Origin of the sequence: Sphingobacterium sp. BN32 (genome assembly GCF_030503615.1) — a bacterium.
Taxonomy (GTDB): Bacteria; Bacteroidota; Bacteroidia; order Sphingobacteriales; family Sphingobacteriaceae; genus Sphingobacterium.
In genome coordinates this window covers 282948-306518 of sequence record NZ_CP129963.1, presented here as the reverse complement: position 1 = coordinate 306518, position 23571 = coordinate 282948, and the positions used below count along the sequence as shown (strand labels likewise).

General features: G+C 42.5%; 19 protein-coding genes. 7 read left to right on the top strand and 12 right to left on the bottom strand.

Going from position 1 to position 23571, the window contains the following annotated elements:
• Window positions 1–9: 9 nt before the first annotated feature.
• The 5 genes from QYC40_RS01330 to QYC40_RS01310 form a co-directional block, all read right to left on the bottom strand.
• Entirely contained in the window at window positions 10–570 is a 561-nt protein-coding gene (locus tag QYC40_RS01330) for an RNA polymerase sigma factor (RefSeq protein ID WP_301991968.1), read from the bottom strand.
• Between the two features lie 102 nt (window positions 571–672).
• Window positions 673–1527: an MBL fold metallo-hydrolase gene (locus QYC40_RS01325; RefSeq protein ID WP_301991967.1), complete on the bottom strand. Its 855-nt coding sequence runs from the start codon at window positions 1525–1527 to the stop codon at window positions 673–675.
• Between the two features lie 126 nt (window positions 1528–1653).
• On the bottom strand, window positions 1654–3081 hold the full coding sequence (locus QYC40_RS01320; RefSeq protein ID WP_301991965.1) for an L-serine ammonia-lyase: 1428 nt from the start codon (window positions 3079–3081) through the stop codon (window positions 1654–1656).
• A gap of 406 nt (window positions 3082–3487) precedes the next feature.
• Window positions 3488–5194 carry a glycoside hydrolase family 3 protein gene (locus QYC40_RS01315; protein WP_301993724.1) on the bottom strand — a complete coding sequence of 569 codons (1707 nt, stop codon included), beginning with the start codon at window positions 5192–5194 and terminating at the stop codon, window positions 3488–3490.
• Between the two features lie 91 nt (window positions 5195–5285).
• On the bottom strand, window positions 5286–5828 hold the full coding sequence (locus tag QYC40_RS01310) for a TetR/AcrR family transcriptional regulator (protein WP_301991964.1): 543 nt from the start codon (window positions 5826–5828) through the stop codon (window positions 5286–5288).
• 127 nt (window positions 5829–5955) lie between these two features.
• On the opposite strand from QYC40_RS01310, the gene QYC40_RS01305 reads away from it, so the two are divergent.
• Window positions 5956–8742: an outer membrane beta-barrel protein gene (locus QYC40_RS01305; RefSeq protein ID WP_301991962.1), complete on the top strand. Its 2787-nt coding sequence runs from the start codon at window positions 5956–5958 to the stop codon at window positions 8740–8742.
• A gap of 11 nt (window positions 8743–8753) precedes the next feature.
• On the opposite strand, the gene pncA is transcribed toward QYC40_RS01305, so the two are convergent.
• From pncA to QYC40_RS01290, 3 genes are read right to left on the bottom strand one after another with little or no spacing between them, the layout of a single operon-like run.
• A complete protein-coding gene (pncA, locus tag QYC40_RS01300; RefSeq protein ID WP_301991961.1) occupies window positions 8754–9344 on the bottom strand; it encodes a bifunctional nicotinamidase/pyrazinamidase in 591 nt (196 codons plus the stop codon).
• Between the two features lie 19 nt (window positions 9345–9363).
• A complete protein-coding gene (locus QYC40_RS01295) occupies window positions 9364–10038 on the bottom strand; it encodes a response regulator transcription factor (RefSeq protein ID WP_301991960.1) in 675 nt (224 codons plus the stop codon).
• Window positions 10039–10043: 5 nt separating this feature from the next.
• A complete protein-coding gene (locus QYC40_RS01290) occupies window positions 10044–11474 on the bottom strand; it encodes a sensor histidine kinase KdpD (RefSeq protein ID WP_301991959.1) in 1431 nt (476 codons plus the stop codon).
• Window positions 11475–11590: 116 nt separating this feature from the next.
• On the opposite strand from QYC40_RS01290, the gene QYC40_RS01285 reads away from it, so the two are divergent.
• Together QYC40_RS01285 and QYC40_RS01280 are read left to right on the top strand one after the other, a co-directional pair.
• Window positions 11591–13012 carry a DUF4270 family protein gene (locus QYC40_RS01285; protein WP_301991958.1) on the top strand — a complete coding sequence of 474 codons (1422 nt, stop codon included), beginning with the start codon at window positions 11591–11593 and terminating at the stop codon, window positions 13010–13012.
• Between the two features lie 3 nt (window positions 13013–13015).
• Window positions 13016–13999 (top strand): kelch repeat-containing protein, encoded by a 984-nt coding sequence (locus QYC40_RS01280; RefSeq protein ID WP_301991957.1) that lies wholly within the window; start codon window positions 13016–13018, stop codon window positions 13997–13999.
• A gap of 564 nt (window positions 14000–14563) precedes the next feature.
• Here QYC40_RS01280 and QYC40_RS01275 read toward each other — a convergent pair.
• Window positions 14564–15553, bottom strand: coding sequence for an aspartate-semialdehyde dehydrogenase (locus QYC40_RS01275; protein ID WP_301991956.1), 990 nt, complete (start codon window positions 15551–15553; stop codon window positions 14564–14566).
• A 435-nt stretch (window positions 15554–15988) separates the two neighbouring features.
• On the opposite strand from QYC40_RS01275, the gene QYC40_RS01270 reads away from it, so the two are divergent.
• The 4 genes from QYC40_RS01270 to QYC40_RS01255 all read left to right on the top strand — a co-directional run bounded on the left by QYC40_RS01270 (window position 15989) and on the right by QYC40_RS01255 (window position 19560).
• Window positions 15989–16936 (top strand): NAD-dependent epimerase/dehydratase family protein, encoded by a 948-nt coding sequence (locus QYC40_RS01270; RefSeq protein WP_301991955.1) that lies wholly within the window; start codon window positions 15989–15991, stop codon window positions 16934–16936.
• Window positions 16937–16940: 4 nt separating this feature from the next.
• Entirely contained in the window at window positions 16941–17666 is a 726-nt protein-coding gene (locus QYC40_RS01265) for a YebC/PmpR family DNA-binding transcriptional regulator (protein WP_149527320.1), read from the top strand.
• A gap of 113 nt (window positions 17667–17779) precedes the next feature.
• A complete protein-coding gene (locus tag QYC40_RS01260; RefSeq protein WP_301991953.1) occupies window positions 17780–18763 on the top strand; it encodes a hypothetical protein in 984 nt (327 codons plus the stop codon).
• A gap of 53 nt (window positions 18764–18816) precedes the next feature.
• Complete coding sequence (locus QYC40_RS01255; RefSeq protein WP_301991952.1) at window positions 18817–19560, top strand: DeoR/GlpR family DNA-binding transcription regulator; 744 nt, start codon at window positions 18817–18819, stop codon at window positions 19558–19560.
• Between the two features lie 3 nt (window positions 19561–19563).
• Here the strand turns inward: QYC40_RS01255 and QYC40_RS01250 are convergent, their stop codons facing one another.
• The 3 genes from QYC40_RS01250 to QYC40_RS01240 are packed head-to-tail and all read right to left on the bottom strand — an operon-like array spanning window position 19564 to window position 23490.
• The gene (locus QYC40_RS01250) at window positions 19564–20682 is read right to left on the bottom strand and encodes a CapA family protein (RefSeq protein WP_301991950.1); all 1119 of its coding nucleotides are present in this window, start codon (window positions 20680–20682) and stop codon (window positions 19564–19566) included.
• Entirely contained in the window at window positions 20660–22036 is a 1377-nt protein-coding gene (locus QYC40_RS01245; protein ID WP_301991949.1) for an asparagine synthase-related protein, read from the bottom strand. The genes QYC40_RS01250 and QYC40_RS01245 overlap by 23 nt, the downstream gene beginning before the upstream one ends.
• 5 nt (window positions 22037–22041) lie before the next feature.
• A complete protein-coding gene (locus tag QYC40_RS01240; protein WP_301991948.1) occupies window positions 22042–23490 on the bottom strand; it encodes a lipopolysaccharide biosynthesis protein in 1449 nt (482 codons plus the stop codon).
• Window positions 23491–23571 lie beyond the last annotated feature (81 nt).

Here is a 23571-nt window from a genome sequence, read left to right as displayed (position 1 = left end):
TATTTGTCCCTAAAAAAATATAAAAAGCATCCAGGTCGACAATTTCGATCGCAGCACCTTCATTAAATTTGACGATTGATTTCGTACCGTTTTTTCAGATAAGCCCAATGAGTCAGCAATCTCTTGATTGTTATATCCCTCAAGTCTCATTTTTAGAATCGTTTGATATTGCGGGCCACAGCGACGCAGCAATTCCTCGATACGTCTCAGAAAGGTTTCTTCGCGGACTTTTGCATCCGTGCCGGTATGCGATTTCGCAAAGTCGTCTATGGAATCTAAATACTTTTGCGCATGAACGCCTTTGGACATGTGGTCAATAATTTTCGTCCTCAAAGCTTTAAAAAGATAACCTCCTATACGCTCTTTAATTTCTAACTGTCCCCTGTTTTTCCAAAGACTCAAAAAAACATCTTGCACCAAATCTTCCGCAGCATCACGGCTCACACGTTGAGAAGCAAAAATTAGCATAGCCGCTTTATATCTTTCATAAAGTTCATGAAAAGCAGTCGTTTGATTTTGGTGAATCAACTCCACTAATCCTTCATCGGTATTCTGAATAGGAACTGTCATTAAGGCAAATAGTTCCCAAATATAGACTATTAATAAAAATTTAACAAGCTATGCGAGACATCAAACTACTGATGGTTAGTTGAAGAACTTGGTATTATTTCGCTACCCCCTTATCTCTATCTTTTCGCTCGCCACGATCTTCTGCATCTCCGCTGTCACTTCCACAATAACAAGACGCTCAAGATGGATCTCCGCAGTACTGATTTCGAACATTGCAGTGTGCTCATATCGATTGGCGATAGATAACCTAATGTCGGTGCAATGCGGTTCGAAAGTTTCTTGAACGAGCTCAATCCTGTTATTTTCTCCCGACAAATGCCCGAGAATCAAATGTTTCAAGCGTGAGCTTCTGTTCTCTAGAAAAGCTTGCAAAGAGGCAGCATTCGAAATATGTCCCCAACCACTTCTGATCCTATTTTTGAGGTAGTAGGAATAACGCCCTTTATCCAACATCTCTTCATCATAATTAGACTCCAAGAACAACACATCCGCATGTTTTATCGCTGTTTTCACATTATCACAAACGCGCCCTAGATCCGTCAGGACAGCAATATTCAACCTACCGTCCGAAATCATAAAGCTACAAGGTTCTTTAGCGTCGTGGTATTTGGGAATACCATAAATTGTCAAAGGTCCAATCTGCACCACTTCCTGTGGAAGAATGATTCGCACCAGATGATCGGGAAGATTTAAACGAGAGCCGGCTAATGAGCCCGCGGTAATATAGACTGGAATTTGATAGCGCTTGGCAAAAACCGACAAACCTTGGATATGGTCCGAGTGCTCGTGCGTGATGAACAGGGCTTTGATATGGCTCGGCATAATCCCTAAACTGCTCATTCGTAAATGTATATGCTTATTATTGATGCCTGCATCGACTAGGATAGCCGTATCGTCTTTGGCAACATAATAACAATTTCCATTACTCCCTGAGGCAAGCGCGCAATACCGAATCATGGTTACAAAGATATAAAATCCTTGAGCCCTAAACCTAAAAAACCTTTCATATTTCCATTGAAACAACAGAAATAAAAGCTCTTAATGGACTTTAAGACAAATACTTTCAGAAAAATCAAAGGATTACTAACACTCTGGCAAACTCAACGGTACCTTGATCGCTAAACCGCCATCTGCCGTCTCCTTATACTTCACGTTCATATCTTGAGCCGTTTCCCACATCGTACTCACCACCGCATCCAAACTTACTTTCGCTTTATCTGGATTCGATTGCAATGCCAGCTGAGCCGCAGTAATCGCCTTGATAGCACCCATGGTGTTTCTCTCGATACATGGTATCTGCACTAATCCACCAATCGGGTCACAAGTCAATCCTAAGTGATGCTCCATAGCGATCTCCGCAGCCATTAAGGCCTGCCGTTGAGAACCACCCAAACATTCTGTCAAGGCACCTGCCGCCATTGCCGATGATACGCCAATTTCAGCCTGGCAACCACCCATCGCCGCCGATATGGTAGCACCTTTTTTAAATATAGACCCAATCTCTGAAGCTGTAGCAATAAATTGGATGATTTTATCTTCGTTATAACAATCGTGGAACACAATATAATATTGCAGCACTGCTGGAATTACGCCCGCCGCACCATTGGTTGGTGCAGTAACAACACGTCCAAAGGAAGCATTTTCCTCATTCACCGCAAGCGCAAAACAGCTGACGCAATCTAAGATATAGCCAAAATCACGCCCACCTTCCCGAATTGCCTGAACCCAAGTATCAAAGTCCGAGTAGCTGCGCCCCTTCAACATACGCTTGTTCAGTTTCGATGCTCGACGTTCTACATGTAGACCTCCTGGCAATACGCCATCCGTATGACATCCTTTATAGATACAGTCGCGAATCGTTTCGAATATCTTCCAAACCCCCGCTCTTGTTTCCTGCTCCGGACGCCAAGAAAGTTCGTTCTCCAAAACCAATTCGGATATTTTCAAGCCCGTACGCATACAAGCTACCATCAGCTCCTGCGCCGTATCCACCGGGAACGGCAGATCCACTTCGGACAACACTCCTTCCGAGTCATTCTCTTGAACTACAAAACCACCCCCAATCGAGTAATACGTTTCGCTGATAGCTTTGCCGTCTTTTAAAAAGGCTTGAAAAGTTACTGCATTCGGATGGAAGGGTAAGCTTTGATCAAACAAAAACAATAGGTTATCTTCGTAGGAGAAGTCAATCTCTTGTTCAGCCCCTACATTCAATTTCTTATTCGCTTTAATACGGTCCACTTTCGGCACAACATCGTGCACATCGAAAGTCACCGGATCATCCCCAGAAAGTCCCAACAACACCGCGATGTCCGTACCGTGCCCTACGCCTGTTTTTGCCAATGAGCCGTACAATAGAATATTAAGTTGTTCGACGTCTTGCAATACAGACTGGTCCTTAATCACTTGCACAAACCGCTGAGCAGCACGCCAAGGTCCTAAGGTGTGGGAACTGGACGGTCCAATCCCGATTTTAAACATGTCAAAAATTGAAATTTGCTCCTTTGCCATATAATTGATCTATCCAAAGCAAAAATAACCTTTCTTTTATCAATATAAAGACCCGCGAAAAATATACGAGTTTTTAAAAATTTCATTAAATTCCAAATAGCAATGGCAAAAAAATTCAATAATCCTTTGAAGGTTTATGCGAATAATATCCTTTCTCCAAGAAATCCGAATTATCTTCTTCTGGTATTAATCTGATTTAATACGGAAATAATTCTATTAACAACCCAATCATACCCTATTGGCATTGGCTATGATTGGGTTAAACATTGGGTTTGAAAGGGCTATGAAAGGGGAGTGAGCGGTACATGTCTTATACTTACTACGAACTTAACCCCTGGAAAAGGCAAAAAAAAAAGCACACCGTACGGTGTGCTTTATATACTAAAACACATTAATTTAAATGATTCTATATCCCTTCGCCAAATTTTAAATTCTTATTGATTGTAACAGGTAATTTTCCTGTTGCTTTTAATTGTTTTGTGAACAACTTGATAGCGGCTTTTTGCATAAAATCATCGTTTTGATAAGTCAAGACGATTGAACTACTACGCATGACATCAACAGAGTTTAACGCATAAGGGTTTGTGAACAATACAGAAATAGTACGGCGTCCAGCCAGCTTGTCAATAAACAGTTTAACATCTTTGCTCAACTCCAATTCGCTACGCGGTCTTGAACGATTATCATGGATTGCAAGGATAACTTGCTTATGATCGCGAGCAAGTTTCATTAAACTGTCTAATTGCTCTTCTGTCTCATTTCCTTTCACGTAGATCTGGGTGTAGTCTGCCAATTGACTTGCCATACCCTTTTCGAAATCCTGAGCTTTATCAATACCAATAGATACAATAGCGGTTTTGCGTTTATTATCGAAACGTCTTAGTCCGCGGTCAGATTTAACAACAGTTACAGCGGCATCCGCTAAGCGTTGCACCAATGTTTTTGAACTGGCATTGTTCAAATCGTTGATCAGGTTGTTTGTATTAACTTTTTGATATTTGTTCAAGCCCAACCAAAGTTTTGCAGCTAACACTTTCTTTACGCGAGCATCCAAATCCGCTTGGCTAATTCTGCCACTCTTGATTGCCTTCTCAATTAAATCAATTGCGCGTCCGCTGTTTTCAGAAACTTCCAACAGATCATGTCCGGCAGCAATCGCCATCACATCCGCCTCACCATTTGGAAAATGCTTCTTCACACCTTTCATATCCATCGCGTCCGTTACGGTCAGCCCTTTAAAGCCTAACTCATTACGCAGAAGATCTGTCACGACTTTCTTGGAAATAGAGGATGGGATATTTGGTGTAGCGTCTAACGCAGGGATATTCATATGTGCAACCATGACCGATGGAGCTCCTGCTTGGATTAATTCTTTGAAAGGGAATATCTCCAATTCCATTAAACGTTTCTTGTCAAATTTTAATTGAGGAAGATCATAATGCGAGTCAACATCCGTATCACCATGACCAGGGAAATGCTTAAGTGATGCTAGAATCCCACCAGCAACCATACCATCCATATAGGCTTTCGCTTTCTGCGTCACATTGTTTTTATCATCCCCAAAAGAACGGAAGTTGATTACCGGGTTTTTAGGATTGTTATTGATATCCACGACCGGTGCAAAATTGAAGTGCATTCCGATACGAAGGAAATCTTTAGCAATCTGGCGACCCATATCATAAATTAAACTATTGTTTTGGATGGCGCCCAATGTCATTTGATATGGATAGGAAATAGTCGAATCCGGCATACGCATCCCCAAGCCCCACTCTCCATCAAAAGTAATCAGCAAAGGCACTTTGCTAGCCTTCTGGTATTTGTTGAACATATTAGCATGTCGAACCGGTCCGCCTTGAAACACCACCAATCCACCTAATTGTTCTTTCTCGATTACTTTAGCAACCGAGTCAATATATTTCTCGCCCAAATTAGTGTGAGCACGGACTAGGAATAACTGTCCAATCTTTTGTTTTGGCGTCAAGCTGTTGAACACCGAGTCTACCCATGCATGTTTTTGATTGATGAAAGGGATAAAGTCAGGCTTCTTCTGAGCAAAAACTGCTGTCGTAAAAAGACAAGCCAATAATCCACAGCTTAATATACGTTTGATCATCATAAAAATAGTTTGCTACGAAATACGGCAATTTCTGCTAGATTAGGAAATATTTATGCATATTCACGTCGAAACACGCATAAACACGCAATTATTTCAATTGATATTTCTCTTCGATAAGAGATGCCAGCTCGTTTGCATTTGCAATTTCTCCGCAAGCCTCTTTCTTCCAGAGCATGTCGATGATGAGTAATAGGAACTGGGTTTCCAACTCCGGATTATTGTATCCAAGTTCGTTGAATGCCTTTAATACGATAGGTTGCACCGGCTTTATAAAAAGCTCGTGCTGTGTTTTCGAGAAAGTGTGGTGGGAAAGTCTTTCTTGCAGTTTCCAGAATTGTGGATCGTCAGCAACAAGTTCCGAGGGCAATTTAACCATGTTTCTTAGGAAATCCTTCGCCGACTTATAACTCATCATCCCCTTATGATGCATCAGCACCTTCCGATATCCTGCCTTTACAATATGAGATAATAAGGCGTCCTTATTTCCAAAATGCTTAAAAATCAATGCTTCCGACACGCCAGCATTTGCTGCAATTTCTTTTGTAGAGGTATCAAGATACCCCTTGTTTGCAAATAACTGCATGGCTGTCTGCAGAATTCTCTCTTTCCTACTTATTGTTGACTCTTTCATTTAGACTTCATGACAAATATACCCTTTTTCGTGCACAGTGCGCAAATGTATCTTTTTTGTGATTGCATGCACATTTTGAATAAAAACAGCTAATATTGACGCGTCAAACCCCAAGGATACTTATTTTATGAAAAACATCCTAGTTGTCCTCGCTCTGAGCCTCTTAAGCCTGACCGCTTTTGCGCAGCAAAGGATTACCGGAACTGTTGTTGATAAGACAAACAGCAACCCCCTGAATGATGTTACCCTCCAATTACTAAACGATAAAGACTCCGTACTGCTTCGTGCTCGGACCAATGCTGAAGGGCTGTATACATTAGATAAAGTTCCAACAGGGCAGTATCGGCTCAACACATCCATATTAGGATATAAGGTCGCTAGCCGATCCGTGAAGATTGCTGATAAAGATTTAACCATAAACTATCAATTGGAACCCAGCGAAATCGTTTTGGAGGAAATTGCCGTAACGGCAGCCCCTAATGTTGCTGTTCGCGGGGATACGTTAGAATTCAATTCGCGTAATTTTGCTACTAGAGAGTATGCAGAAGCAAATGAGATGGTTGCCCAAGTGCCGGGAGTTACCATCGATGAGGAAGGTAATGTGTCAGCACATGGCGAACAAGTAAAGCGCATCCTAGTCGATGGAAAAGAATTCTTCAGTACCGATCCTAAAATTGCATTAAAAAACCTTCCAGCAGACATTATCGATAAACTTCAGATAATCGATGAGCGCAGTGAGCAATCGCGATTTGCAGGTTTCGACGACGGGAAACGCAATAAAATCATCAATATCGTCACGAAGCCAGATAAGCGAAAGGGCTATTTCGGCCGAGCAAATGCAGGAAAAGGAGACAGCGACAAATTTGCTTTTAGCAGCAATGTCAATGCTTTCAACGGAGACCAAAAGGTTGCGATCAATTTAATGGCCAATAACATCAACGAAACAAACTTTGCCGAACAGGGCTATGGAGGACAGCGCCGCGGCAATAATAATACAGATCGGGGTATTGCAGATACCTACGCAGGCGCCTTAAACTATAGCAACACCTTTTTGGAGAATAAGTTGGATTTCAATGCCGACTATAACTTCCGCCGCTCCGACGCTTACACCAATTCTATTACTGCGCTGGAATATCTGATGCAGGAGCGAGCAAATCAATTTCAAGATTCGCAGACAGAGTCCAATGTGGGCAACATTAACCATAACTTTAGCACGCGGGTAAAATGGAAGATCGACAGCTTAAATCAGCTGGACTTCGCGCCAAACTTTACCTATACCAAAAATAATAACCACAACATCGGGAATAGCATTCGCAGAATCGGTGCGTCCGAGCTTTTAAACACATCGGATCGTACTAACAGGAATAATAACAGCAATTTCTCCTTTGGGGGGAATATGACTTATATGCGGAGGCTAAAACATCCCGGACAGACCATCTCCTTAAATATCAATGGAAACAAGAGCAGCAATGACGGCTTTGGTCAAACCTTAGCGTTTAACGAATACTACAGAGATGCGCTATTAAGCCGTATTGATACCAACAACCGGGAGAGTATCACCAATGGCTATGGATCAGGGATCAACAGTCGACTCAGCTATACCCATCGCCTCGCGCAGTATTCTAGATTGCAGGGAAATTACAACTTCCGAAATACCAGAAACTATTCTGATCGCAAAACCATGGAGTTTCTTGCGGAGACCGGACAGTACGACGAGCTGAACGAGCGTCTCTCTAACGAATTCCAAAACGACTTTAATTTCCACAGTGTTGGGGCCTCTTATGCTTACAACAAACGCGATACGCTCCGTATACAGGTCGGACTGAATTATGAACATGGAATGCGGGTCAATGACCGGACCTTTCCAATAGACCTTCGAACGACAGCCAACTTCTCTAGCCTATTACCGGAGATGACCGCCGTTTATTACTTTACAAAAACTAAAAACATCGAATTCAATTACAACACGAATACCAATACGCCCAGCATCAATGATCTGCAGGACTATGTCGATGTGTCCAACGAACTCAATATCCGCAACGGTAATCCGAATCTTAATCAGGAGTATATTCATACCGCACAGTTGCGATATCGTGATGTCAACAGAACGAACGGCAGAAGTTTTAATAGCAATATCAACTTCAGCTATACCAACAATAAGATCGTTCGATCGGTTTTGATTACCGATACGACGATGGTTCTGTTTGACGATGTAATCCTTGGTGCAGGTGGACAGTACTCTGTTCCAGTCAATGTGGATGGCGTCTACTCGATCCGAGCGACAAACAGCTACGGCTTGCCTATTAAAAAACTCGGCATTAACCTCAACCTCAACAGCAACCTATTTTATAATAAGAACTTTGCTTACTTGAACGATAAGCTAATTCCAAGCAAAGGATATGGTTTCAGTCAACATATTGGGGTCTTCACGAACTTCAGCAAAAACATCATCATTGGCATGAATTATAATGCGAACGTGAATTTCACGAACAACCCTACAGCACGCATACAGCATTACACGGTTCAAACCCATCGAGTGAGCAATACTTTGACCTTAGAATTTTTGAAACGCATGGCCTTCTCCTATAATTTGGCGTATCTATATAACTCCGGTATTGGTGGCTCCGAGGGCATTTCGACCACGCTTTTAAATGCGTCCTTGGGTTATAAAGTCTTTAAGCAAAAGAACGCAGAACTCTCTCTAAAGGCATTCGATCTATTGAACAATGCATCGAGCATCCGCCGAACGGCAACCGAAACAGCCATTAGCAGCATCACATCGAATACCTTGAATCGCTACTTCTTATTAAGTTTCACGTATAACCTGCGCAACTTTGGAGGAAAGATGTTTTTTGGCGACGATGAAGGCGGTCGAGGAGATCGTCCTCGAGGCAACCGCAGAGGAAGAAATTAAAAAAAAGGGGGCTACAATAATGAGCCCCCTTTTTGTACAAATTCGTTTTTCTTTTCTATAAAAGCTCCCTTATCGATTGCTTTGGTCGCTTTGCTGATGATACTGGTTTTGAAACCTTCATCCAGCGCGTCCATGGCGGTGTAAAACACACAATAGTCTGCCGCTAATCCACAGACATGTACCTCATTCACCTGCCGATCCTTCAAATAACCCGCTAAACCTGTGTTCTTACGGCGTCCATTATCATAGAATCCGCTATAGCTGTCGATTTCCGGATCCATGCCTTTACGGAAAATTGCCTCCACTCGGTCGGTCTCTAATTCTTCCGCTAATTCAGCACCATAGGAGCCCTGAACGCAGTGGTCAGGCCACAGGACCTGCTGCAGGCCATTAAGCTCGATGATATCAAAGGTAAGTTTATCAACATGCTGGCTTGCAAAACTCTTATGGTTATGGGGATGCCAATCTTGCGTGGCAACAATCAGGTCGTAATCTTTTTGGATGCTATTAATAACTGGGATAATTTCATCTCCCTTGGCAACGGCTAATGCACCCTCTGGTAGGAAATCGTACTGTACATCGACGATAATAAGTGCTTTCATGTGGTTATTTTTAAATTAATCAATCCAAAGATAACATATATCCAACGCCTCGGATATTCGTTATCTTAATTCGCTCATCGGCGGACAGGTATTTGCGTATTCTACTGATGAATACGTCCAGGCTTCGGCCTGTAAAATAAGTATCATTACTCCAATAGGTACGAATGATTTCATCGCGTGGAAGCACTTTATCTTTACTTTCGATCAAGCGCTTCAGCAGTTCTGCTTCACGATAGGACAGCTTTTCGTTGCTTTCGCCATTGGATAAAATATTTTTTACCGTATCCAGCGTATAATTGCCGATTACAAACTTAGTATCCGACATTCCCTGACCCGTTTTCTTTAAGGCAGCCTCGATGCGTACGATCAGCTCTTCAATCTTGAAAGGCTTGCGTACATAGTCGTTTGCCCCTAACTTAAAGCCTTTCACGACATCTTCAGTTTGCGTCAGAGCCGTCAGGAAAATAATAGGTGTATGAAGATCCGTTTTGCGAATTTCCTTAGCGACGGTGAAACCATCCATCAATGGCATCATGACATCCAGGACAATGATATCAGGCTTATATTTCCCGTGGAACAACAGAGCTTGTTGACCATTAGCCACATGCCGAACCATAAAGCCATGAGCCTCTAGACTATCCGAAACAATCATTGCCAGACTCTCCTCGTCTTCTACATAAAGCACATTGGTCATAATCCTTACTTTGGTAAGCGTATTACAAAATTGCTGCCAACCGAGAGTTCGCTATCGAGCTCGATATGACCTCCATGTTGATTAACAATCTGCTTGACATAGGCCAATCCTAAGCCAAAGCCTTTGACGTCATGTATATCTCCAGAAGGCACGCGGAAGAACAAATCGAATACGGACTTCTGATAAGTTTTCGGAATACCATTGCCGTTGTCGCGGATTTGAAGAATATACTGATCGTCCTGTTCCTTCAAATGTACATCAATTTTCACCTCATCGGATGAGTATTTCACCGCATTGTCGAAAAGATTCGTCAATACATTTTTCAAATGTGCATGATCGGCTTGTATCAGGCTGTTCTGGCTATCGTTTTGGAAGGTTATGGATATTGGTTTTTTTGCAAATAGTCGTGTATTCTCTACGCACTCCTCAATCAAAGTGGCTAATTCGAAGGATGTTTTATTCAGCGAAACACCATTCGTCTCCGCGATATCCACCTGCAATACCCGTTCGATCATGTTGGAAAGGTGCTCAAGTTCATGCTTCGAGATATTGAGATAACGATTCATCCGTTCCTTATCGTCTTTCGCCCCAAAGCGTTGTATAGATTCTACCGCAGCCATCACCGTAGAGACTGGCGTTTTCAACTCATGCGTCATGTTATTAACGAACGACTTTCGCAACATTGCCAGCTGATTCTGCTTTTTGATTGTCGCTAGCAAATAGAAAAATGTTCCCACGAGCGCCAAAACTAAGAATATCGAAATCGTCAATTGCCACCCGATAGAGAACAATAGGAAAGATCGAGGATCCAGGAAGTCAATCTCCAGATACTTGTCTTCCGAGGGATCAATCAAGATGGGGCGTGTCTTAAACAGCTTATACCTCGACTTGTAAATCTCATCTCTACTCATGCTGTCGACCTCTGTCAACGTGACGACTTTCAACTCGAAGGGGCTGTATTGCTTTCTGGCGCGCAAAGCCTGTTCCAACCGCTTGGAAAGCGTATCAACGGTTCTTTGATCCCATTGTATATTGCGGATTGCCATGGTAGAAATGAGATGTCTGGAAAACTTACCGCCACCAAACTTACCACGTTTGGAAACCGCCACCTCATCTAGGATATTGTCTTTGTTGAAGCCATTATCTTCCACCAGTTTCTTCACTGTATCCCTATTCACATCCGGGTACCGGTCGCTGATCGCCTTAACAACCCGTTCAACGCGGTTAAAACGTAATAATTGATTCTGTTTAACTAGCTCCTGTTCGTTCTCCTGATAAAAGTCCTGAATCACATCAAAAAGTATATGATCGGCGGTTCCCAGGAAATACATTTTGCGGTTTTGGTAGTTGCCGTAGAGCCATATGCTGAGCACCAACGTTATACCTCCAGCCGTCAGGATAATCGCCAGTATCAATATTTTATACTTTTTTAACATAATTAAAACAAATTTAAATTAGTAGATTTGCACCGCATAGGTTCAGGGCCACTTTTAACAAAATATAACACTGATTAACAGTTCCCATTAATTACTTTTGCATGACTGGTGATTTTATGATTAAAAATATACAATTAACTTTCCTTATTATCCTAAGTTTCTGTGTGAGCCTATTCTTCGTAAGTTGCGATAAGGATATGTCTATTTCATTGAAAAATGAAAACATCGATAACTTAAACTTAACTTCATCCGATACACTTAGCGCCATCGTTTCAACTGTGCTGATGCCAAATATTCCGACTTCCGGAACTGGCGATACAACAACGCGTTTATTGGTGGGAAAAGTTTCACAAGGTCCGATTGGAAGTGTTACGTCAAATGCTTATTTCCGCTTAATGCCAGAAAATGTCAGCAATGATATTCCAAAGAATGCAGTTTATGACTCGATCACTTTGGTTCTACGTCCAACGTTTGACAAATATACACATGGTGACACAACGAAATTGCAAACCATTGTAGCACATCGCGTAACTCAAACGTTAGAGCAAACAACATTGAATAACACGATGACAGGCCAACCGATTCCCGTATATATTTCAGGAGCTTCCATTTTTGGACAGCAAAAGTTCGCATACGACGCGAATCCTTTAGGTTCGGTGACCTTTATGCCACATATGCACAAACGTGACTCGGTGAGCATTCGATTGGCAGATGCTTGGGGTACGGAGTTATTCGAAAAAATCCGCACCGCAGACTATGTCTTCAATTCGACCGCGAACTTTCAAGAGTATTTTAAGGGTATGGTATTAGTGCCGGCAGCAAGCAACACAGCAATTATCGGTTTCCACAATATCCTTTCTGTAAATATACATTACTCATATAATGGTGCTGATGGCTTTAAAAAGTCAACTGCTAAGACACTTCAAATGGGAGATCGTCGATTCCATTACAATAATTTCGAAACGGATAGATCAGGCACAGCCTTCGCGACGCTTAGTACAACGAAAGAAATTCCTAGTTCAGCAAGCAATGGGGTAAGCTATATTCAAGGTGGAACAGGCGTAGTGACCAAGATTACTTTCCCTGGTTTAGCAGAATTTATGCAAACACAGAATATTGCCATCAACAAAGCTGAATTGATTATCGAAGTGGCTTCAAAAGATGTCGGACATTATACGGCAGCATTAAAACCTATGTTATGGATTGCGACAGATAATATCCCGACAGGCTATGTAAATACGCCTTTCGCCAATGCGGTACAGCATGGCACCTATGAGGTAGGAAACAATACTGGCCGCAACGGACGTTATATTTTCAACATGATCCAATACATTCGCTCGGCAAATGATGAGAATGCAAAAGATAAATCCTTATTTTTATCTGTCTCGCCACAAGGAGAGTCAATAAACCGAGGACAACAAGTTCCTCCATTGACAATTCCATCGGAATTGTACTATAGCGCAAATACTAGTATTTTAGCAACAGAGAACAACAAACCAAAAATTAAATTAAACATCGTATATACAAAATTTAAATAATCTATGAACAAGAGAAACTGGCTTGTATTACTTTTAGTCGGCGTTTTTGCTATTACATCACTTAACTCATGTAAAAAAGACGAAGAAAGTACGGATACAACAGACAATGGACCGACAGAGTGGACAAGAGCATCTGTATTTACTGGCGACCCTCGTAGTAACGCTGCTACTTTCACATTGGATAAAGTTGCTTACTTAGTAGGTGGTTACATCAAAACTGGTAATACATTGAAAGACAACTATGCTTTCAATGGCACAGAATGGACTCAAAAAGCAGATTTTACAGGTTCAGCTAGACATTCAGCAGTAGGTTTCGCTGTGGGTGGAAAAGGATATGTTGGTTTAGGATATGATGGCGATAAAGCATTGAAAGATTTCTATCAGTACGACCCAAACACAAATACTTGGACTAAGAAAGCCGATTTCCCAGGTGAGGCTCGCTTTGGTGCTGTAGCATTCACTATCGGTGACAACGCTTACGTAGGATTAGGAGCAACACCAACTGATAAAACATTCAGTGACTTCTACAAATATGACCCTGCTTCCGATACTTGGACTGCAATCGCGACTAAATTTACGTACAAAAAAGCGTATGCTTTTGCATTCGTAATCAATAATGTTGCATACGTTGGTGGTGGTACATCAAACAACGCTTACCCTGAAGAGTTCTTCTCATTCGATGGTACCGAGTGGAAAAAATTAGGCGACCTAAAAACGGATGATATCGATGTTAGACGTGCTAATGCTTCTGCATTTGCGATTGGTAGCAATGGTTATGTTGTGAGCGGTCGTTCAGCATCAGGTGTCGTAACTAGCGTTTGGAAATATACGCCTTCAGACGATTCATGGACTAGCAAACACCAAGCATTATCTATCGCTCGTGAAAAAGCAATCGGTTTTGCTATCGATGGTAAAGGTTATGTAGCAACTGGTATTTCAGCTTCTACTTACCTTGATGATAACTGGCAATTTGTTCCTGTTAGATAATTAACAGAACCAAAATATAGAGTGGAGGTCTTTTAACGACCTCTGAAAACTAAAATAAAGCTGTCCAAAAAGGACAGCTTTATCTGTTTTAGATCAGCTTTCGGACTGAACAATGTAGACCATGTCAATGGTCTTTATCTGTGTAAAAATGCACGGCTTTCTCTTAAAGGTCGAAGGCATCCTAGAGATGCCATATCAAAATGTCAAAGAGCAAGTTAGATCTATTCCTCTCGGAACGACAAACAGCAGCTTGATGTTGAACCTTATCCGCATCTCATCAAATTCAACGGCTCAAAACTAAAGCTTTTACCAGCATAAAGAATCTTGATTCAAGCATTAAATTTTTATGAAGTGACAGGTGCAGCATGTGTACCATGGTCTATATGAAACGGCGAGAAAGTAATGTAACATTGCCGCAAAACCTCAAATAAAACCCGAACATTAAAACCATGAGATACGGTCCATCCCCTTCCAAAACTCTACCCCCATCAGCAAAAAAAATGGCCGCCCTATTTAGGCAGCCATTCATCTTATATCTTAAATCTTATATCTAAAATCTAGAATCTAAATCAATCCCTTCTTCTGCAATAACTCCGCTACTTGCACTGCGTTTGTTGCAGCACCTTTACGTAAGTTATCTGCCACGATCCAAAGGTTTACTGTATTTGCTTGCGATTCATCACGACGGATACGTCCTACGAAAACCTCGTCTTTACCGTGCGCATCTTTAGGCATTGGGTATTCCAGATTCGCCGGATTATCAACCACAATAATTCCTTCTTGCGCTTCCAAAGCCGCTCTTAATTCCGCAAGGTCGAAATCATTTTCAAACTCAATATTTACAGACTCCGAGTGTCCACCAACTACCGGAATACGTACCGTAGTCGCCGTAACTTTGATCGAATCATCGCCCATAATCTTATTTGTTTCCTGAATCATCTTCATTTCCTCTTTCGTGTAGCCATTATCTTGGAATACATCGATATGAGGGATAACGTTCAAGTCAATCTGATACGGATAAGCTTTCTCACCATCCTTACCTGCGCGTTCGTTCATCAGCTGATCAACGGCTTTCACACCCGTACCAGTCACCGACTGATAGGTCGAAACCACGACACGTTTGATTTTGTATTTCTCATGAAGCGGTTTCATAACAACCACCATCTGAATTGTTGAGCAATTCGGATTAGCGATGATCTTGTCGTTCGCTTCCAACACATCGCCGTTTACTTCAGGAACAATCAACTTCTTGCTCGGGTCCATACGCCATGCGGATGAATTATCGATTACTGTAATTCCAGCTTCGGCGAACAAGGGCGCAAACTCAGTCGACGTGCTGCCACCTGCAGAAAATAAAGCAACATCCGGTTTCAGTGCAATAGCTTCAGTAGGCGTCACAACCTTATACTTCTTCCCCTTAAAGTCAATTTCCTTACCCTTGCTACGCTCCGAAGCTACGGGAATTAACTCTGTTACCGGGAAATTACGTTCCGCCAATACTGTCAACATTTCTGACCCGACAAGTCCTGTCGCGCCTACTACTGCAACTTTCATAGTTTAAATTTTTGCTTTAATTTTTTAGTAAAATTGATGATAACTCATTGTATCTAAGTGAGCAAACTTACTAAATAAACATCAATGTTTGTAATTAATTTTAGCTATTAATAAGCAACATGCCCATTCACGGAACAATATTCAAGACATTCCTTATTTCGCTGAAATATATTCAGAAAGGCGAGCACTTTGTTGACAATATATCAATCCAAGCGGCGGTAGTAGAATCCCGCGATTTAGTACTTTCGTACAGGAAAGGATTTTATCCTTAAAAATGATGAAAAAACAGGCTTAACGCCTTTATTTTCTCACTCATACGATTGCGTAAAATCGCGCTCGACGCCGATTACCCAGCATTATTTTACTAATTTCGCCGGAGTAATCGATTTACATCGTTAATAACAGAAAATACCTTACATAAATATCATTGCAGCAATGAAAGAATGCATATTGATGATTGGAGCCAACGGTCAAATCGGCTCCGAATTAGCAGCAGCTTTACGAATTAAATTCGGAAAAGAAAATGTGATCACCTCTGACATTAGAGCTCCCAAAGAAATTGCCGAAGGAGAGATATTTGAAACATTAAACGTCCTGGATAAAGAAGGAATCCGCTCCTTATTAGAGAAATACAAACCTACACAGATTTACTTACTTGCCGCAATGCTATCAGCCACCGGCGAACAATACCCTCAGAAAGCTTGGGACTTAAACATGAACGGGTTATTAAACGTTCTAGACCTTGCCGTTGAGTTGGGCATCAAGAAAATCTTCTGGCCAAGTTCTATCGCGGTGTTTGGACCACACTCTCCAAAAATAGATACACCGCAGTATTGTGTCATGGATCCTAACAGTATCTATGGTATCAGTAAGCTTGCTGGTGAGCGTTTGGTCGAGTATTACCATAACCGTTATGGATTAGATATCCGCAGCGTTCGCTACCCTGGCATTATCTCCTGGCGTACAGAACCGGGAGGCGGCACAACAGACTATGCCGTACATATCTTCTTCGAAGCCATTCGTCAAGGAAAGTACGCAAGTTTCCTATCCGAAAACAGCGAACTCCCTATGCTTTATATGGATGATGCTGTAAGAGGAACAATCGAGTTAATGGACGCACCTGAATCGGCATTAACCATCCGTTCGAGCTATAATTTAGCAGGAATTAGCTTCACTCCTAAACAAATAGCCGAAGAAATTAAAAAAATTCTTCCTAATTTTGAAATCTCGTATTCCGAGAATGATCCTCGTCAGGCAATTGCAGACTCATGGCCAAAAAGCATCAACGATGACGAAGCCAGAAAAGATTGGGGTTGGAAACCAACTTTCGATCTGAAAGCGATGACAGAGGATATGTTATCGAATCTGAAATCAAAATTATAATAAAATGGGTAGAGCTTTCGAATTTAGAAAAGAAAGAAAATTTAAACGCTGGGCCAAAATGGCTGTCCAGTTCACACGTCTTGGAAAAGAAATTGCTATTGCAGTAAAAGAAGGCGGCCCTCACCCGGAAAACAACTCCAGACTGCGTACTGCTGTTCAAAACGCGAAAGCAGTAAACATGCCGAAGGACCGTGTAGAAGCTGCGATCAAGCGTGCTTCCGAAAAAGATGCAAAAGGCTATGAAGAATATGTATACGAAGGCTATGGCCCTCATGGCGTTCCAGTATTGATCGAAACAGCAACGGATAATACCAACAGAACAGTAGCCAATATCCGCAGCTACTTTACCAAGTCCGGCGGCTCATTAGGCAAAACGGGTTCATTAGACTTTATCTTCCAACGTAAATCCATCTTCCGTTTCCCTGCTACAGAGGAATTGGATGTAGAAGAACTAGAATTAGAGCTGATCGACGGAGGCCTAGAAGAATTATACGTTGAGGCTGATGAAGAAGGAAACGATGTAGTCGTGGTGCAAACTTCTTTTGAAGACTTTGGTAATATGCAAAGATTATTGGAAGAGAAAGGCATTGAAGTAAGCTCTGCGAAGCTAGAACGCATTTCCCTATCACATAGTACACTTAGTGAAGAACAGGCTGCAGACGTTCTTAAATTGATCGATAAGATCGAAGAGGACGATGATGTGCAAGCTGTTTACCACAATATGGACTAATCCGACAACAAAATATTTTGAGAGGGCTATGCCCTCTTTTTTTATGCTTTTACCATTCCTATTAACATCGCTGCGCATAATTGAAAAGTAATCCCGATTATGTACATTTGTATATGCTGACATTCGCAGACTTTTTTGCCAAGAAGAAAATCGACATCAAAGCTTTAAAGAAAGCAGAGCCCTCTTTGTATCAGGAATTTGCGGAACATTATGAGTTGATGGGCGAGAAGAGTTTCGACCACAGCAAGAAGTTCTGGTTCAATAGACTTCGAAAAAGCTATCTTCTTGCGGAGGAAGCTATCCCTACGCCCTCAGCAGCAAAAGCAGCTCCTGCATCCAGCGAAACAGCGAGCAAGTCCGAGACGGCAGCAACGAAGCCTGCAGGATTCCGTCCGAAGTTTAAAGCGGCAAGCGCCGCTACGGCAGAAGCAAAGCCTATAGAAGCGGAGGAAAATAAAGACGTGCCAGCAGCGCCAAAACCTGCCGGATTTCAACCCAAATTCCGTCCTAAAGTAGCTGCAGCGGCAAAGCCTGTTGAAGAGAAAACCGAAGAGGCAGCGAAAGAAGAAACAAAACCCGCAGCACCAAGCGGTTTCAAGCCACGCTTTAAAGCGGCCAACCTTCCTAAAAAAGTAGAAGAAAGCCCAACAGAAGAAACCAAGACAGCAAGCGATTCGCCCGCAGCAGAGACAGAAGGTAAACCTGTTACTACGAAGCCCGTAGGCTTCAAGCCTCGCTTTAAAGCTGCCAATCCACCAAAAGCCGTTGAGCCCGGTACTGAAACAGCAGTCCCTGCAATTGAGCCTCCTGCTTCCGAAAAAGAAGAGGAACCTATCCCTGCTGCAAAACCTAAAGGCTTCACGCCCCGGTTTAAAGCAGGATTGACGAAAACAACGGCGAGTCCTGAGACCACATCTACCCAACCTAGCCCAGACGTCCAAGATCAGCAGGCGGCGGAAAAACCGCAAACGCCCGATACGGAATCAAGCGAAGAAAGCGTTACTATAGCAGCGAAGCCTAGAGGCTTCACGCCGCGCTTCAAAGCAAAGAAAACAGCTGAGGAAGGAAAAGATTCTCCTACAGATGATGCTTCTTAATTCGAACTATCCAATATTTTTATATTTTTACAGACCTAATCAATACATAAGTTATGTTAAAAGAAGAAAGACAGGCATTTATTATCCATCAAATTAATATCCACAATAAAGTACTTTCATCTGATCTAAGTGTACAGCTTAATGTTTCGGAGGATACGATTCGTAGAGATTTAAATGAGTTAGCGGAAAGCGGGCAAGTACTGAAGGTATATGGAGGTGCATTATCCAAGTCTTTCCACTACCCTTTCCAGGAAAACAATGTCTATGCAAAAGAGGCAAAGAAAGAAATTGCCAGCAAAGCGATCTCTTTAATACAGAGCGGCATGACCGTACTAGTTGGTGGTGGTACCAGTATGATCGAACTAGCACGCTTGATGCCGAAAGACATACAATGTACTTTTTTCGCCATCAGCCCTTTAGTTGCTTTGGAACTTGCTGAGAAAGAAAATCTAGAAGTCATTCTGTTAGGCGGGCATCTATCTAGAAATACCAATATTGTTTCGGGTTCACAGGTGATCAATGCCTTATCAGAAATCAAAGTCGATCTTTGTTTATTAGGAACTAACAGTTTATCTGTTGAAGAAGGCATCACAGATTCTGACTGGGAGGTTGTGCAGATTAAGAAAGCGATGATTAAATGCTCGAAGAAATTAGGCGTATTGAGCATCGTAGAAAAGCTGAATTCCAATCAGAAGATGCGTGTAGCGCCATTGCGCGATATCAACTACCTGATTACCGATCTAGACCCCAATCATCCAAGTTTAAAAGAGTTCAGAAACCAAGTAACGGTCATCTAAGCCTTACTTTTGTTCCTGTCTAAATTTATACCGAATGGCTCTTTCAACGAGCCATTTGTTGCTTTCAATAAACATGTTATGCCAAATCATATTGTAATCAATACTTTTATTGAACAATACCCTTTTCGCATGCTTCAACATATTCTTCAAGCTATATTTCGCTAATCCATTGAAAGGTTTCGCATAGTATGTCGCATGGTGCTGCTCCCAATCGCGCACAGCGGCTTCATTCACATAATCAATATAGGAGGAAGCATTTAGCTTCTCATTGAGGTTCTTCAGCCAAGTCGCAGAAACCGACTCCTCCTCCAATTCTACGCGTGTCCCTGTTTTCTTAACCACCTGGAAGTCATAAGCAACGCATTCCTTGTTTTGGAAGTCTAAGGTCAACACCGCACCAAGATTCCACTGTGGATGATTGCTTGGGTAATCAAAGTAAAAATTCCCTAGGCTATAACAAATCAGTTTGCCCTTGTATTCTTCAATTCCCTGCATCACATGCGGGTGATGGCAGATTACCGCATCAGCGCCTAAATCCACCAAACGACGATAGCGAGCACGCCATTCCGGAATCGGCACGTCCAATAGCTCTACTCCTGCATGCACCTGCACAATCAAAACGTCGACCATTTTCTTGTAGCGCTGTATATCCTCTTGCACCCTTGGGCTATTGACCCAAGCATGCCCCGCTTCCCGGTCACCATTTAACGCCCCATAACCATTCTCGCCATACGCCAAAAACCCATATTTCACATCGTCGAAGGTCTGCACTAAAATATCATAAGCATCCTCTTCCGTTCCTACGCCCAGGGTTGCGTCATGTGGAAAAGCTTCCATGGTATGTAATAAGCCCTCGATCCCATAATCATAGATGTGATTATTCGCCATCGGAAACAGGTTGAATCCCGAAGCGATCAGCCAATCCGCCGCTAGCGGATTCTGTGCAACCAAAGGACCGGTCTTTGCAATAGGGCTACCAAAGCCCTGCAAAGGTGCTTCCACATTGCATGAACGAATATCGGCAGAGAATAACAAAGCCTTTAATTCTTCCGACAGTTCAGGCTCCGTCTGCAACACGGCGTCGCCGACGAATAGAAATCTATGCTGGGCTGATGCTTGCATTCCGTTTCTTTAATAAGGTTTCGATAGGTTTAATAGTAATATACGCAAAATAAGCCGCTAATAGGCCGTTCCTGGCGCCTAACAGCTTCAGCACGCCCTTCACCTTCGGCGTATGCATCAGCGTTTGGAAAACGCGCTCTTTCGCTCCAATATTAAGAATGCGCTGGTTAATCCAGTCCAGATATTCCGGCTTGATCAATTCGCGCAATAAAGATGCGTCTAAGGGCGCTAACTGTTCGTGCAGCAACGCATAATAGTTTAGCGAATTTTGGTAGGTATATTTATGTTTCTCCTCTTCGAAGAGTAAATTCTGTTTTCTAAAATAATCCCGCTGCCATGCGCGATCTTGCTTTCGCTCTACCGGCAAATTTAACATCGCAAGCGCAATATCTTCTTCCACGAAGGGTGAATATCCCGGGAAGCCCATACGCGACGGTACAGCGATTAAATACTGCAGCATCATCATCTTGGTCCGCATCGCTGTAACGATTCGGAAGTCCGGACTCTTCAGATGTTCCTTCTGTTTATCAAATAAAGTTTCGGCAAGACCTGTGTAGTCTACATTCATCGCCAACTTGGAATCCGCACTCATGCCATGGGTATAGCCTAAGGTGCGGTACTGACTAGCCGAGGTGATCTCCGGAACCTTGACTGCACCAGCCCAGGCGTCACCGATGATACCGCTTAGTAGTCCCAATTTCGCCCGATTCTCCTTCGCCCGAATCTTCTCGTAAAACTCCATATGATAGGTCCCCGAAGCGGCAACCGCCGGCCCGAACTGATCGTACCAATCGTCCATATAGATGTTGAACTGACCTAATGGAATCCGATGCCACTGCGTCCCTAAACGTTCTGACAGCAAACTAGCATATACTGACTCGCGCGAAGCGCCCTGATTAAACGAAGTACCATAGGTATAAGCATGAATACGAGATTTGTCATCGATCAACACATTCATCAATCGCGAATCAAAGCCTCCGCTGGTAGGGATAAGGATGTTCTCTGAAAAACCGTTCGCCCAATTGTTCACCCGATGATGAATCAATTGGAGAACATCATCCTCATGGGTTTCTTTTCCCAATTCGGCAGCAATGGCATCCGCACGCTCGCGTACCACTGGTTTTCCATCCTCCAGATAAAGACGTTGATTGGGCAACAAGAATTTCACATGTTTGACAGGGGTATGTCCGAATACGGAATAACCAAAGTCCAGATAAGCTGCTAACCCCTCCTGATCAATGTCCAGGTTGCCGTAGTCAATGACATCATTGATATCCAAACCATAGGCACCTGTTTTATCATGATAAAAAACAGTCTGATATCCAACCCAATTTCCTTGTGCAACAAAATCCATGAAAACTATTTAGCAAATTTCTTTTTAAGCATGCCGAGCACCTCTAACCAAATGGCATTTCCGATCAGGTGATTGATGCCGACATAAACGACTACGAATATAAGGCTTTGACAGATGATGAGCAGTAAATCGTGCGAAATAAGCTGAAAATAGAGGGGTAAATAGGCCAAAACCGCAGCGAAAATACTAATGAGAAACGAGGGACCAAGATCTTTCATTTGCGAAAGGAAATGATAGCCATACACCCTGCCGCTCATCACGGTTGTCGCCAAATAGATCAGTATCCGCACAACAACCTGTCCGTAAACAATATAAATGATCCCCTGTTTATAAGTCAACAATAGCGCGATTATCGCCAAGGAAAATTTAGCAACTTCCAAGCCGAGTGCATACTTCGAACGTCCTTTAATATTTAAGAAGTTGACATTCATATCTGCAAAGGAGATGAAGAAGCCTGCAAAACATAACCATTGAAAATATTCGACAGAAGGCAACCATTTATCCGTCGTGAAATAACTGAAAGCCGGTCTTGCCACTGCAATCGCCAAAAGGCTAACCGGCAGCAGCACAAAAGCCAAAGAAGACATGGATTTCCTACAGGCATTTAAGAATCGTGGATAATCATCCTGTATGGGGGGTAGGGTAGATAAGGTTGTGCCCTGTATGATTGCCGAAATCATCATCCCCGGCGTCTCTCCCCATTTATTTCCGAAGTAATAATGGCCGGTTTCCTTAATCGTAAAGTGCTTCCCGATAAAGGAATAATACAGAGGCGATAGCGCCTTCCCCATCATATTAGCGACCATAAAAGACAAGGAAAAAGAGGAATGATGCTTAAGCGAAGCCATAGACACCTGCGTGCTCAACTTCCAATTGCCCCAATACCATAACATGGCTGTCCGAAAAAGGGTATAGAGAACGGTCTGCAACAGCAAGGCCCAAACGCCAAAACCTGTTAATGCCAGAACAACGACAATAATCCCCGAAAAAAAGATGGCTAGCACATTGATTCTCGCAGTCACATTAAACTGGAAATTCTTTAGGATCTTCACATACTGTACAATTCCGAAGGCATGAATCAACAGCTGCAGGAACAGCACCCGCGCATAGAGCGCTAGATTAGGGATGCCATAATAATCCTCGATATAAGGTGCAGAGAAGAATAAAATCAGGTAGAAAAAGACACTGACGAATAGATTGAAAACGAACATGGTCGAATAATCCAGTTCGTCCACTTTCTTGGAACGTACTAAAGAAGTGGCGAGGCCACTATCCACAAACGCAGTAGCGATCGTCGAGAAGATCATCAAAACACCAATTACCCCAAAATCCTCTTCATTTAAAATTCGGGAAGTGATGATCGTGACGAGGGTAACAATGATCTGATTACCAAAACGATCAAGGGCATTCCAGAAAAGGCCGTTGAGGGTGATGTTTTTTGTATTATCGCTCATGAATTTAAAAACTCATCAAATTTAGGAAAGATATTTGTACAGCATATAAAAAATACCAATATACGTAAGCATTGCGAGATT